We start from the raw sequence: 13,819 nt of genomic DNA, 5'->3' as shown, positions 1-13,819 counted from the left end.
CGCGACTTATATTTCCTGTAATGAAGCTAGCTGCTGCTGAAGCTGAGTGCTTATGCGAGTCAATGGAAGCCGCAAGCTATCGGACATTATTAGCAGCCGTTGGGCAAGCAACCATTTAAGTGGTGCCGGATTGGGCTCAGTGAACAGGAGTCGGATTAACGGAAGCAGTTCGTCAAACAGCAGCTTGGCTTCGCGCGTCTGTCCTGCCATAAAAAGCTGATACAATTGAACAAATCGATCAGTACCTATATGGGCTGAAGCAAGCATACCCCCTTGAGCCCCGCAGCAGAGTGACGCATAGAAATGCTCATCATCCCCGCACAGAACTGGTTTTGATCCAACCCGGAATAATTCCGAAACCAATTTAATACTGCCAGTGCTGTCCTTAAGTCCTATAATATGATCCATTTCCATTATAGTCCGTACAGTATTGACCTCCAATACAACCCCAGTACGGTGAGGAACATCATACATAATAACCGGAAGGCCTGCAGCTGCCAGACTGCGAAAATGTTCAATAATTCCTTGCTGCGAGGGCCGGCTATAATAGGGAACAACAACTAGCGCAGCATCAGCTCCATGGAACCCAGCTTGTTCGGTTTTTTGCAGGGTAGAAGCTGTGCTGTTCGTTCCTGTACCAACTACAATTGGAATTTGTCGAGTGGAGTCAATTGCCATACGTGCGGCTGCTATTAGAAGAGGTACTTCGTTCGATTCAACAGTAGGCGATTCGCCAGTGGTTCCATTGACAACCAAGCCATGAATACCTTCGGTAATTAAATGTTGGGCGAGCGATCCAAAGGACTCCAGGTCAAGCTCTCCATTAGCATTAAAAGGTGTTATGATAGGAACATAAATTCCACGAAGCTCTTGTGATTGTAACATTGCATCCAACTCCATTCATTAAGTGTGTATGGATACTTTAGCATGGATTCAATCATTACAGTTATCTATAATAAATGATGAGCATGATCATTATTTTTGATGATGATTAAGGGCGGCTTGCAGCTAAATGAACCATCTGCATGTTTCTGAATTGCAGCAGTCGTAAACAACCGTATGAAGGGAAGGTGCAAGTAGCTATGGATTTGACCTATCTGCGTACATTTCGTGAGGTTGCAAGGCGACATAGCTTTACGAGGGCGGCTGAAGAGCTCGGGTATGCGCAGTCCAGTATTACCATGCAAATTCAGAAGCTGGAGAAGGAGTATGGTGTGTCTTTAATAGAGCGGTATGGCCGACAGCTTCGGCTGACCCCGCCTGGAGAAGAGCTTCTAAAGCTGGCTGTGCAAATGCTCGATTTGTATGATCAGTCAAAGGAACAAATTGCAAATCAAATCGGAGGTTCGATCATTATCGGTACCATCGATTCGTTAGCTGCCTATTATTTGCCGCGCTATTTGCAGCAGTTGAAACAACAGATTGCGGGATTGACCGTCCAACTGCTTCCAGAAAGCGAATCCGTCTTGGTGACTAAAGTAAAGGACGGAGAATTTGATGTGGGGCTGCTGCTCGATCGTTATCCTGCGGATCCGACCCTTCATTGCATTTCAATACGTGAGGAGCCCTTGGTCTTGATAGCACCTCCTGCTCACCCTCTGATGAAACAAGCTCATGTGAGGATTCAAGATCTGGATGATATTGAATTAATCGTTTCTGAAGAGAGTTGTATTTATAGGGGGATTTTTGAAAAGCTGTTGAAGGATCATGGGATTCAATTTCGAATCGGCTTCGAGTTAGGTAGCTTGGAGGCGATCAAGCAATGCGTTGCTAATGGTCTGGGGATTGCACTCATGCCGCTGATTGCGGCACAAGAAGAAGTGAATCGGGGAAGTATTGCGATAGTCCCCTTTGCTCATGAGGCTCTTCGGTTCGAGCTCCAGCTTATTATACATCCCAAGAAATGGATGTCTCAAGCGCTGCTTGCTTTTATAAAGATGCTGACAGGCGAGTCTTTGAATACATCGAAGGAATAGATGGTAGATCGTTAAACGACTTCTATTTTATTATGAGTTGCCAAAGCTTTGATGTCAGCAAGCATCTGGTCTATTTCAGAATCGATTAACTCCAACTGAATTCCGTAATGGAAGGAGTGTTCGGTTTGCTTTTGCCAGCGAATGGTTCCACGGTATTTCATGGCTTGACCATCAATGGCTAAATTGACGAGCAGCTTAATCCGATTATTCTCAGCATTTAAGTCTAATTTCGTATAGAGCTTACAGCCGGACTTGCTTAGATCGATAATTGCAGCCTCAGCTGGTTTGGCCGAGATGGGATAGCCATTAATCTGAATAATTTCAAATGTGCATTCTGTTGGAGTCGTTAGCATGTACCTGAATGGCTCTTTTCTTTTACTTTCTACTGTCATAATAAATCCTCCTATAAAAATGCATGAAGACGCTCTGGTTTTGATTGATGTCAATAGTATAGTCTCATTCATAAACCAGGACAATGCGCTTGATTGAAACTTTATAGTAATTTAAGCAAAATTTTACCATTACCAAATGAACTGACCTGGGTTCCCATTAAAGCCCTCAAGTACCTCCAGAATTAAATGATGGGGTTGAGTCTTTTCCGGATTAAACGCCTCACCTAGCTCATTATGGAAAGAAGATAGAGGAATGCTGGAAGGGCCGCGCGATAACATATTGGTTTGATAGATATAGTTGTCATTAAGTTTAATGGTAACTTTAGTCCAGACAAAATCATTTTGGTTATCGATCATTAAATGCCGGGGAGCAAATGAAAGCGCCACAAGAAGCTCAGGCTCTTGTATATTACTAGTTTGGCTAGAGCATCCGACACAGAAGGAAAGGAGAGGAAGCAGGATGCATAAGCTAAGCGGCAGCCATCGTTTGGATATAAAGCTTGTACTTATAAACTGCCGTGAACTTTGAAACAGAGCTATCGGATTAAAATTCACCTTCTTATTCATGGGACTTTGCTCCTCTCCTTATCATACCGGGATGGTCGAAATGCGGCTTTATTTTTTGTAAGACAAGCTTAGGTCAAACCACATTTCCGGAGAGTCCGGATGACTGGTGTGAACCTCTACGGCTAAAGTATTGATGCCTTGCACCAGCAGATTCCGGTGGTTGCCAAGGGAGACGGTTTCATATAATCCGCCAGTATGGGGAACAGCTAGTGTTCGGTAGTCGACAAGCCCTTCACGGATCGAATCTCGGGCAATTTCAACTCCATTCAGATAGGCAATATAACCGTCTTCATATGAAATATGCATTATCCACTCTTTAATCGCGGCAGAAGCCTCAGCTTCATCCAGAATGAAGCTTTTTCGAAAGTAGTACGCTGGCGATTGAAGTTCAGCAGAGAGAGGGGTACGAATGTTGTTCTTACGGCCGCTGTCGGAGGAGCGGCCGAATGGCGCGGCTGACCAACGCCAGCCAGCGTCGTTGTACTCAGGGCTGCGCCAGTCCTGACGCGGCGGCCGCTCCATTGACCGGGTGGGGGTTTCCCCGGTCAGGTCAAGCCCTGGCGGTACTTCGGCGTGGACCTCCGGTCCACCTGCATGGTACCGCCACATGGCGCCGATGCTGATCGGCGCCCGCTCCTGCACAGCAGCCGGCTGGCGCAGCGCGGCTGCATCAAGCTCGAGCCGGTCCGCTGCGCGACCGGCTGGGTCCAAGGGCAGCGCCGCCTCGAGGCGGCTGCCCTGCCCTTGGACGATGAGCAGCCCGCCCGAAGGGCTGCTCACGGTCCACTCCGCCCACCCGGGGTGGGCGGAGCTGCGGTAACCGGCCTGCGGCTGCGCGGTTACCGTGGCTTCCGGCGCGTAGACCCGCGCGCCGATCAGCATGAGATCGGCGCCGCTCTCGGCGAGCCGATCCCACACCGCGGGCTGCACCGGCTCCTTCTGGAGGAGTACGATCCGGTGCAGCTGGGGATTCTCCTCCGCGGTTCGCTTCAGCCAATCGAGCTGTGCCGATGGCTCCTCCTCCAGCTTCGCGGCGTTAAGAAACCAGAACCGAGCTTCGCCATAGTCGACGAAGTAAGCGGTTCTGCCATATCCCTTTAGCTGTTCCTCAGGGATATGAGGGAACAAATCCCCATACTGGTCTCTAAAAGCAGCGGTTCCCTCATTCCATATTGGGAAAAATGACCGCGGAGCAGGCTTTCTAGCGGCCTGGATGTTTGACGTGTCGCTTGCCAGACTTGCCTCTCCCGTCCAAAACATAATATCTTTACGAGCCTCCAGCTGATGCTGTAAACGGCTCGGCTCTTTAACAGTCTGCTGTCCGATCAAGTATCCAATGGTCCATGCTGGAGAACGGTTCATATTCGAACTCTGCTCCATAACTCCTGTAAGAGGAGGTTTGGACATCAAAAGTGTAACCGTCAAGCATGCAAGCATTAACACGAATAGCATGGTTATTGGTAAGGCTGCTATGCTTCCTCTGCCTTTACTTTTCACTCCATCGCCTCCTTCTCTAAGTAATAGTGCTGATTAAGCAGGCCAGCCGAACAATGCATGATACACAGGGGGCCACAGGAGTATAAGCAGAATCAGCATAATGGTGGCAAAAGCATAAGTCCACTTGCGAAGCTTGAAATCAAATCGCATCAATAGTGGAAGCAGTATAAGCCAACTGGTGAGCCACACAACAAGTGCTGCGGCTTGTTTACCTGCAAAGGGGCCGATTCGATGCCCACTCGGAAGCCAGGAGCCCCATTGGAGCAATTTTGGATTGGCGTGAGGAGCGTCGGCAGCACTCCACCAATGAGCTGCGGTAAGCGCAGCCATGCCAAGAACTACTGCAGCCATAGCGGCAACCACTTCACCAGACCGGGGCTGCTTGGATGTCTCCGTTCTCTGAGGGGTTTCCTTGATTTGCTGTAACTCTGCTTGTTCATGTTCCGTTTCCATAATGGACCTCCTTACATCAGTTCTTAATACATGAAGATTCGGCTTACAGAGTTAAGCTCCTTCGAAACTATACCTCCTTACGCCAGCTTCCATTTTGCCAACACAAGACCGAACGTAAATCCGATAAACATGCAAAACCACATGAAGGTCAGTAAGATACCGACCACCCATCGAATCTCATCCATCTTCCTGCCTTCTGAAAATCTCCGAATCAGTACACTGGCAGCCACTCCCAGAGGAAAGGTCATGAGGCTGACAAATTCTTTGTATTCCATAACAACCCAATGGCCCATAGGAGCGTGTAGCTTAAACCATTCCGAGGCTCCTTCAGGAGCCTGGTATCCGATATACAGCCAATTTCCAGCGATTATGGTTGCCAAGGTTAGCAGGTTGGTCGTAAGCAGCCGCCACTCCAGCTTAGCTCCAGCAGCCTTGTTCCCTCTGGCGTAGGTATAGTAAGCATGCCAAGTGTAGGTTGCGACCAATAAGGTTAGCGATGCTCCAAGACCATGCAGGACACCGGATAAACGTTGGCTTCCCGGGCCGATTGCATTTGCCAATGGGATGAGCAGGAAAAAGAGGATAGCGATCATCCCCTGGGCAATGGCCATATCACGGTAAGGAGCTCCTTTTTTCATTTGCAGTTAGCCTCCTGAAAGTTTTCTCTCTAAAACTTGCTTCGTAAGCATTAGCTCAGCTTTCGCTAGAATTATCGCTCAACGATAAACGAGTCGATTTCATTTTGCTGAAGATCATACGCTCTAAAGGTTGATTTGCCGCCATCTACGTCCACGACCATGTAATGGTAGCTAGCCTTTGGCCCTACAACGACTTGTTTATTTTCTTTATTACCCGAATATAAGGGAGCTCCAGCACCGCCAACCGTTAATTGATAAATGGTGTTTGTAAACTGATAGCCGCTTCCATCAAAGCTGCTGTCCACTTTTCGCCGGTTGTAATTATGCTCATGGCCTACAAATACAGCGCTAACCTTATACTTGTCCAGGATAGACCATAAAGCGTCCCGGGAAGCCGGGTCACCGTCTAATGAATTCCCAAGATGGGCGCCGATGGGATAGGCGGGTACATGAAACTGAACGAAGTTATGTTTTTTATCGCTTGTTTTGAGCTGCTTTTCTAACCACTCAAGCTGATCCTTATCGATAATATATTTCTTTTTCGCGTTGGTGCGGTCGGAATTAAGTGTGATGAACCGTGAATTGCCGTAATCAAAAGCATATACGGTCTTGCCATAGCCAGTGAGCTGCTCCTTAGGAAGTGCAGGGAATGATTGCGTAAAAATAGCTTCATCATGCTCATGATTGCCTAGTGCCGGATACAGGGATGTAATTGGGAAATAGTCATCGACAATATTTTTCCAATCCTCCAGTTGTTTTCCTACATCCGAACCGCCGACCACCTGATCACCGGTAAATAAAATAAATCCGGGTAATGGAGACAGCTTTTTTACCTTTTCCATCAATGCGCGAAGCGTGGTTTCGTTAGTTCCGGTGGACGATCCCCGGCTGTCACCCATAACTACAAATCGATAAGGTTTATCCGCAGCCTGTCCCGATGAATTTGCCGGTGGCTGTGCGCTGCCAGGTGCTGTATGGGTTCCGGGAGCAGAAGCTCCGGGGGTTCCCGGATTAGTGGTTCCAGTGCCTGAAGCGGGAGCTTCACCTGATGGAGGAGCTGGTTGCGGCAACGGAGTATTGGACATGCAGCCTGCCAATAGAGTTATAGCAAGAACTAGCACAGGAAGACTACTATGACGATTTAATAGGATGTTTACTATATTACCCAATATAATCACCTCCTAAAATTGTGCCTATTATATGACATTCGATTCTCAAAGTCCAATTTACGGCTTGTTTGTTCTAAGTCATAACTTTCACCAATTTTTGTGGTAGTTTCTTCTACTTTATGGGTAATTCAATTATGAAACCAATCCATAGAGAGAAAACAAATCCAAAAACAAAGGTGAGGATGATGATGAGAAACATACTGATAGCCTGTTTATCCATTCTGCTCTCGGCAACTTTATGGCTTCCGGGGAAAATGACAACCGCTTATGCAGCCGATCCCCCGGAATGGACCCGATATCCTTTAATTGCCCACGCATTAGGTGGAATTGACGGTATTGATTACACCAACAGTTTACAAGCATTTACTCAAAACTATGATAAAGGACAGCGTGTGTTCGAGATTGATTTATCCTTAACCGAAGATGGCAAATTAGCTGCGCGTCATGATTGGATGGGCTATTTGGCGCAAAAATTCGAACAGGATATTCCCGAAAATAAGCTGGATGAGCCTCTAACCTTGAAAGAATTTAAAAGCTATAAAATTTTAGAAAAATATACGCCGCTCTCGTTCAATGATGTAGTCAGAATATTAAATAAACATCCTGATGTTTATTTTATCACGGATACGAAGGAAACGGACCCGAAGCTGGTTAAGCAGCAGTTTACTTTAATCCGGGATACGGCTAACAAAGTTGATCCCGCAATTCTCGATAGAGTTATACCGGAAATATATTCACCGGAAATGATGGAGACGGTTAAAGAAATTGTACCTTTTAAAAATGTCATTTTTTCGATCTATTTAAGCGCTATGGAACCTGATGAAGTTGTTAATTACGTAAAAAATAATGAGATCCGAGTGGTAGCCATGCCGACAGAACGGGTTACCGATAGTTTTATTGCGGCTCTAACTAAAGCTGGAGTTGTTACTTATGCGCATTCGATTAATGATACATCAGAGGTGAAACAGCTTATGGATTTGGGAGTCCATGGTGTTTATACAGATTTTCTCACCTATGCTGATCTGGGAATCAACCCGACTCCTTTGCATTCAGCAGCACTGGCCGATGCGAACGCAGATGTTAAATCTCAAGATTCCAAGCTGAATGCAAGTATATTGCAACCAGCTGTAACTGCTGCTGTAATAACCGAGCCCCTTGCTAACGGACAAACGATTGCTCAGGCTCCTCAGAAAAGCGCTTGGGAAACGCTAAAATCATTATGGACCGAGCTCATTTCCGCTATCTTGTAATACACGTCAAACTTTATAAGTTTTTTAAATCTTCATATAAAAAAGGATTGAGAAGCGGAGGACGAGTCCTCCGCTTTTAGTGTCTTGCAGTTGATCACTTTTACTTTGTATGAAATGACCATACCTCGGATTTGCTTTGCCCTCCGAATTCATCTTGGGAGACTGCATACCAATCATATTGTTGATCGGGCTGCAAGCCGTTGTAAGTTACTGTAGCTGAGCTGCCGCTAGGGACGTTCTCCACTTGACCTATTAGGTCATTAGTGCAGGCGTATATACCAATGTAATCGGTGGCGACCTGTTTTTCGATAGGTTTGAGATTAAGCGGCAGGACGAAATCATCTTCATCCGGTTTAAAAAAATTCCACTTCTTTATATAAGGCGAGTACGTATTGACCAGCAGCTTGTTATTTGTTAAATCAAACTGTAGAAACCTCATAAATCCTTGGCCGCCTTCGGGTCCATTCTGGTAATCGCTAAGCATTTCAAGAACTGTACGGTCGCCAAGCTTCTTAATATTATAAGCTGCACCCGGATTGTGGCCGCCTAATACCATAAATACATTGGAATTAGGAACGACAAGCTTCTCCCAAACTCCTTTGCCTTGACCGTAATATGCTTTGCTTGGCTTTAAATATTCATGAGTCGCAATGATCGCGTTGCGGTCAGAATATTTATGTAATACACCGTTTGCCCAATCAAATGTTTTTTGATCGATCAGCCATCCGAGGTATACAATAACAAAGTCATGACCGTTAACGGATACTAAATCATAATGATCCCGATTATTGTTCAAGTCACCTCCAAAGGTCGGTTGATTAACAAAACGCTCTCTCCCAAAATACTTCCAAAACTCATCGTAGTTGCCAACGTCATAATAAACATCGTGATTCCCTGCGACAACTCCGTACGGTATATGCGCATCATCCAGCGTTTTCATGCTCGCAGAGGCTCGTTCCCATTCCGCTTTGCTGTTCCAGTTGTTCACAATATCGCCGGTATGAAGGAGGTATTTGAATTTCTTTTCCTTCCAATTATCAACGACCCATTGGGTCATTAAATCATAAATCTTCGGATACGATTCCGAATAGTACTGCGTATCGGTCATCCATACAAATGCAAAATCATAGTCACCGGTCGAAGGAATCCTATCTTGAACTAGTACCTCTACGCGTTCGTTTCTGACATGAGCTGGGATAATCTTGCCATGCAGAGTAAAATCCTCCGTACCTATATTGGAATCGAGATCATCCCATGCAGCTTTTTCATAATTCCACAGGTACATCGTTACCAGGCGATCGGGGAGGGAATGTCCCGTCCATACCGCTTCTGCATCCTTAGGCAAGCTGCTGCCGACATTGAACGAAAATCGGTGGTAAGGGAAATTCTCCTTATCGTTATTTAATAAATACTTGCCATCACGAGTAGCAACGAGCTCTCGGTCTTGCGGAGTCAAAACCGTTTCACCAGAAGGGATTAAGGTTAACGGAGGTTCTCTATCGACGGCATGGGCATAGGATTCATGGATGCCGCCTGACTGAGCCAGGTCATAGCGTTTGGCTTTATAGAATGACACCTTCATAGGATCGTCCGTAGCATCACTTACACGCACACTAAGTGCTGTTTGCTTGGATGGAATTGTACTCAAATCTGCCGGAGCGGCCAATACAGGCGGATTTGGTTTTTCATCCAATACACGAAAGGTTACCGTTTTGTCCCGTTCATTGCCTGCTTTATCAGAGGCGGCGACATCCAGCTTATGTTCTCCGACTGCAAGCTTGGTAGTGTCGATCTCGGCAGGCAGTTCAATCAGCTTCCCATCCAGTTTAATTACTAAGGGACCGCTTCCAGAGCCTTCATCGGTAGATTTCACATTAACATTGACTTTATTTTTATAAGTTCTGCCCTCTATTGGGGTAATAATCTCCAGAGTCGGAGAAGTGTTATCAACTTGAACCGTCACTGCTTTTGCTTTTTTACCGGAGGGGCCGTCGGCTAGCAGTTGTATTTGGTGGCTGCCATCTGATATCTCTTGAGTATCCCATAAATAAAAAAAAGTACGGAATTTCTCGTCTTTGATCGTATAGTTGAAATCTTTGTAAAGCGATAAATTAGTTGGCTCCCCAGCCTGAGCGTCCCCGACTGTGTAGGTGGTGGCGGTTTTATAATTGGGATCGTCCAGTACCGTTCCATCTCCCAGCTCGAATTTCAAGGCGCGAAACCGCCAATCATCATGCTCTCCGGCTTCATCCTGCCGTGAAGTTAAGCTGCCTGATCGAAACGTTACTTTGTTGTTGCCGGACTTCAGTAAATGAGCTGGGACAGGGATAGTGACCTTAGTAAAAGTAGTGGCATTATTCTCGAAGGTATGGACTAATTTATCGTTAACCCACACGCTGTTCAAGTATCCGTTTCCTGCTTCCATATCATTGATTTCAAGTGTAAGTAGTGCATTTTGCTCCATAACGGGTTTAGTTGGCATTTTCGTCCCGTCAATTAGCAGCTTCAGATTCTTATCCATAGTTGCACTAGTGACCCCGATTACCTTAATGCCTCTAACAAAATCACCATTATCCAGTGATAATACAAATGAATCCTCAGTGCTCGCAGCTTGATGCCATTTAGTTTGAACCATAAGAGACCATAGGATCATCGAGACCAGTCCCGCTAAGGCGATCAGGACAGCGATGATTATTACAGTTTTTTGCTTTCTACTCATAGATGATCGGCTGTTCATACTATGTGCGCCCCCTATCGTTGCTTACCCTAAAAACCTGCATTTGTACATCCTTTTGACCGTTTAAATGGCAGTATGCTTAAATTCATGCAAAGATACATCTTTTTTCTATTCTTAACTGAACCGGACCAATTTTCCGTGAAAATTGCTGTACTTTTACACTTTTTTTCTCTTAAGAGCAATTTCGTTAGAAACAACTGCATGTTTGCAGGTTTTTTTCATGCTTATGGTCCGAGGAGGTCATTCAACTGATTTTGAGTTGAGCCTTTTTACATTGTAGTTAAGCCCTTATTTAACTTCATTACCCCGATTGCTATCCTCTTAAATCAGAAAATTCCTATATTATGGCAGTCGATTTAGCAAGGAAAGTAGAGTTGGATACACCTATATTAAGTCAAATATAAGCATGATATTATTGGCTTTGTTTCCAGTTAATTACATAATGCGAAAAGGAGCGAGACGGAAATTTATTTGCTTCTTCCAGCATTTTAGGTGAAGGGAGGCTGTAGGGAGAGCTGTTCGGTGGATAGAACCTTAAGGGTTGATAGATCTTTTGTATTTTAAAATGAAGGGAAGAGATTGATGAAAAAACGTTTGTTTTCCACACTTGTTATTGCTGCTTCTATTCTTGTATATTCGCTGCCCGTCCATGCCGCCTCTTATCAATGGATTGAAATGTACGAAAACTCTAATTCGCAAGTAGAATCCAGACATCATTATGGAACGCATGTATATATAAGTGTTAATAATAGTGCACCAACAGGCAATTGGGGAGACATTAATTGGGAACTTATAGACGGATACTCGAACATTATTGCCAGCGGTACAGTTACCAATCCTTTAACTGTATATGGCTACCCCAATTCGGGTGATCACAATATCACTGCGGATTTTGTATTGGACAGCTCTAATCAGAACGATGCAAGATTAGTACTGACTTGCACGAGCGGGAGATGCCAAGGGGACGCGTATATCGAAACGATTAATTAGTAATTACAAAAATCAGAGACTCAGAGTGCAAATATATCCTTGCCCTGCAAATGCCGAACAGGCGGCTTCAGATTAGAGATGTCATACGTCAATTACAGCGGATGCAATGGTGAGGCATGGCTGGATGTAACTGATTAATCTGTGCATTGCTGGATTTAACATAGCGTGGTAAAATGAATGCTTCGGTATTTTTTTCGTAAATACCGAAGCGGCTTAACTGGCGGGCCAATCTATCGCCGGTCGCGGTTCGAAATCCTCCCGCGTAATCAAAACTAAGGAGTAGTTACAATGTTTAATTTAGTATGGGGTTTTGCATTCGTCATCGTCAATTTTGCTTTGTTTCTAGTCAGTTACCGGCTCTTTGGCCGTAAGGGGCTCTATGCCTGGGTAGGTATTGCGACCGTGCTGGCTAACATTCAGGTTGTCAAAACGATCGAAATCTTCGGCATCGTCATGACATTGGGGAACTCGATCTATGCATCGATTTATATGACGACCGACCTGTTGAATGAAAAATACGGGGCCAAGGCTGCGAAACAAGCCGTTTGGTTTGGATTTTTCAGCTTATTCGCTTCGACGATCATTATGCAGATGGTGCTTGTGTTCATTCCTCAAGAGACTGATCTGGCACAGGAGGCTCTAAAGCAAATATTTGGCTTGGCACCGCAAATTGCCCTTGGAAGTGTGTGCGCCTACCTTGTCAGTCAATTCCTGGATGTTTATGTATTCAGTGCATTAAAACGAAGGTTTCCGGATCGCGGGCAGTTTTGGCTGCGCATTAACGGAAGCACAGGACTCAGCCAATTTGTTGATTCCCTTGTATTCTGTTCAATCGCCTTCTACGGAGTGTTCCCAATTGATGTGTGGTGGCAAATTCTGTTGACGACTTATGTGCTGAAGTTTGTCATTTCGGTTGCAGGAACGCCGGTATTGTATATTGCACGTTCCTTCAAGACCCATTCGGACGATAAATCCGAAAATTAACTAATTAAGCTCAAGAATGTACTTTTCCTTTATATTTTCCGGTATGCATAATATCCACATGAACCTCGACCTTGCCCAAGGTCTCTTTTTTTAGTACAAGCTTGTTTTCCTTTTGCAATTCAAACCATTTCCCCGAGTCTTTTCTATACAGTTCTCCAAGCAAATTTAGTGTGTCCATCTGAAGCGGGAGTCCTTTTTGATAGGTTGAAATGACTTCATTGCTTACAACCGCTTCGGCTTGTTTTTTCATCGTATTCACGGAGATGTTGGATACCATTTCATCGACATACGCACTGGCTTTAATGTTTACTTTAAACCGCAATTCATTATTCTCGAAGTAATACTGTATAGAATGATGGGGCTTAACCAATACCAAAGACGCATCCGGGTTTTTATTATCAGGAATATCAATAAGGGACCGTTTCATTTTTTTTTGTAGCCATCGTAGTCCCTTGAGATCATCTTCAGAATACCAATGTGCAATCAACTGTTCATTCATTAAGTAGGCCCCGTCTATTTGAAACATCGGTGTTTCCTTTTCATCCTCACTCCAAACATCTTTGGTTATAGAGATAGATGGGAGAATAGGCGTACGGCCCAGCTCATTGATTTCTGAAATAATCTTATAGCCGTATTGGGGAGGAATAAACGATCTTTGCGAAAAAGTATCCTCTGGGGTATCCAATATGGTGTCCAAAGGTGAAAGCTTAAATATGGACTTTTGAGTAAAGATTTCGGTCAAAGGATGCTTCGTCCCATATAACAAAACGTTATAACGAACCTCACGGTAACGGTTAATAGCGTCATAGGCTTGACGGACCGTCTCCTTCTGTTTTAATATCTCTTCGCTGCAGACGATAGCTTTGACATGCCCCCAGTAAACTTTTAATTGTGATGTCGCATAGATTGAAGTCATAGCTTCAGTAATGGTTTTGCCAACCCCTCTGCCGATCCACACGGGCACATTTTTACCAATTTCAAAATTTTCACTTTTGGCCACATTCGAGAAGTTTATAACCTGAACATAGACCTTAACTTCGTTATCCTTATAATCGAGCCCAAGAGCCGTTACATAAGCCAAGTTTTGAATAGACTTGGAATCCCAGCATCCGGATAGAGGCAAGAGCGCTATACAAACGAGAATCAGTTTAGTCCATAATTTCACA

At 44.9% G+C, this 13,819-nt stretch carries 13 protein-coding genes; 4 read left to right on the top strand and 9 right to left on the bottom strand.

The features are described 5' to 3' along the window. Window positions 1-6 precede the first annotated feature (6 nt). Complete coding sequence (dapA, locus tag ACFQ0C_RS00695; protein WP_379362979.1) at window positions 7-885, bottom strand: 4-hydroxy-tetrahydrodipicolinate synthase; 879 nt, start codon at window positions 883-885, stop codon at window positions 7-9. 197 nt (window positions 886-1,082) lie between these two features. Here dapA and ACFQ0C_RS00690 point away from each other — a divergent pair, with 197 nt between their 5' ends. Beyond that, window positions 1,083-1,976: a LysR family transcriptional regulator gene (locus ACFQ0C_RS00690; RefSeq protein ID WP_379362977.1), complete on the top strand. Its 894-nt coding sequence runs from the start codon at window positions 1,083-1,085 to the stop codon at window positions 1,974-1,976. An 11-nt stretch (window positions 1,977-1,987) separates the two neighbouring features. On the opposite strand, the gene ACFQ0C_RS00685 is transcribed toward ACFQ0C_RS00690, so the two are convergent. The 6 genes from ACFQ0C_RS00685 to ACFQ0C_RS00660 all read right to left on the bottom strand — a co-directional run bounded on the left by ACFQ0C_RS00685 (window position 1,988) and on the right by ACFQ0C_RS00660 (window position 6,692). Further along, the gene (locus tag ACFQ0C_RS00685) at window positions 1,988-2,368 is read right to left on the bottom strand and encodes a PilZ domain-containing protein (RefSeq protein WP_379362975.1); all 381 of its coding nucleotides are present in this window, start codon (window positions 2,366-2,368) and stop codon (window positions 1,988-1,990) included. 129 nt (window positions 2,369-2,497) lie between these two features. Further along, window positions 2,498-2,935: a hypothetical protein gene (locus ACFQ0C_RS00680; RefSeq protein WP_379362973.1), complete on the bottom strand. Its 438-nt coding sequence runs from the start codon at window positions 2,933-2,935 to the stop codon at window positions 2,498-2,500. Window positions 2,936-2,983: 48 nt separating this feature from the next. Beyond that, the gene (locus ACFQ0C_RS00675) at window positions 2,984-4,432 is read right to left on the bottom strand and encodes a hypothetical protein (protein ID WP_379362971.1); all 1,449 of its coding nucleotides are present in this window, start codon (window positions 4,430-4,432) and stop codon (window positions 2,984-2,986) included. Window positions 4,433-4,465: 33 nt separating this feature from the next. Then, window positions 4,466-4,885 (bottom strand): hypothetical protein, encoded by a 420-nt coding sequence (locus ACFQ0C_RS00670; protein ID WP_379362969.1) that lies wholly within the window; start codon window positions 4,883-4,885, stop codon window positions 4,466-4,468. A 77-nt stretch (window positions 4,886-4,962) separates the two neighbouring features. After that, window positions 4,963-5,523 carry a hypothetical protein gene (locus tag ACFQ0C_RS00665; RefSeq protein WP_379362967.1) on the bottom strand — a complete coding sequence of 187 codons (561 nt, stop codon included), beginning with the start codon at window positions 5,521-5,523 and terminating at the stop codon, window positions 4,963-4,965. Window positions 5,524-5,594: 71 nt separating this feature from the next. Then, entirely contained in the window at window positions 5,595-6,692 is a 1,098-nt protein-coding gene (locus ACFQ0C_RS00660) for a metallophosphoesterase family protein (protein ID WP_379362965.1), read from the bottom strand. A 188-nt stretch (window positions 6,693-6,880) separates the two neighbouring features. Between ACFQ0C_RS00660 and ACFQ0C_RS00655 the strand changes: the two genes are divergently transcribed. Next, window positions 6,881-7,942 (top strand): phosphatidylinositol-specific phospholipase C/glycerophosphodiester phosphodiesterase family protein, encoded by a 1,062-nt coding sequence (locus ACFQ0C_RS00655; RefSeq protein ID WP_379362963.1) that lies wholly within the window; start codon window positions 6,881-6,883, stop codon window positions 7,940-7,942. A 100-nt stretch (window positions 7,943-8,042) separates the two neighbouring features. On the opposite strand, the gene ACFQ0C_RS00650 is transcribed toward ACFQ0C_RS00655, so the two are convergent. Further along, complete coding sequence (locus tag ACFQ0C_RS00650; protein WP_379362961.1) at window positions 8,043-10,679, bottom strand: metallophosphoesterase; 2,637 nt, start codon at window positions 10,677-10,679, stop codon at window positions 8,043-8,045. Window positions 10,680-11,261: 582 nt separating this feature from the next. Between ACFQ0C_RS00650 and ACFQ0C_RS00645 the strand changes: the two genes are divergently transcribed. Continuing rightward, complete coding sequence (locus tag ACFQ0C_RS00645) at window positions 11,262-11,669, top strand: hypothetical protein (protein WP_379362959.1); 408 nt, start codon at window positions 11,262-11,264, stop codon at window positions 11,667-11,669. A gap of 288 nt (window positions 11,670-11,957) precedes the next feature. Then, window positions 11,958-12,653, top strand: coding sequence for a queuosine precursor transporter (locus ACFQ0C_RS00640; protein ID WP_379362957.1), 696 nt, complete (start codon window positions 11,958-11,960; stop codon window positions 12,651-12,653). Window positions 12,654-12,663: 10 nt separating this feature from the next. Here the strand turns inward: ACFQ0C_RS00640 and ACFQ0C_RS00635 are convergent, their stop codons facing one another. Then, the gene (locus ACFQ0C_RS00635) at window positions 12,664-13,818 is read right to left on the bottom strand and encodes a Ger(x)C family spore germination protein (protein ID WP_379362955.1); all 1,155 of its coding nucleotides are present in this window, start codon (window positions 13,816-13,818) and stop codon (window positions 12,664-12,666) included. Window position 13,819: the final 1 nt, after the last annotated feature.

Source organism: Paenibacillus sp. GCM10027630, from assembly GCF_042676305.1.
Taxonomy (GTDB): Bacteria; Bacillota; Bacilli; order Paenibacillales; family NBRC-103111; genus Paenibacillus_S.
This window is presented reverse-complemented; position numbering and strand designations above follow the sequence as displayed.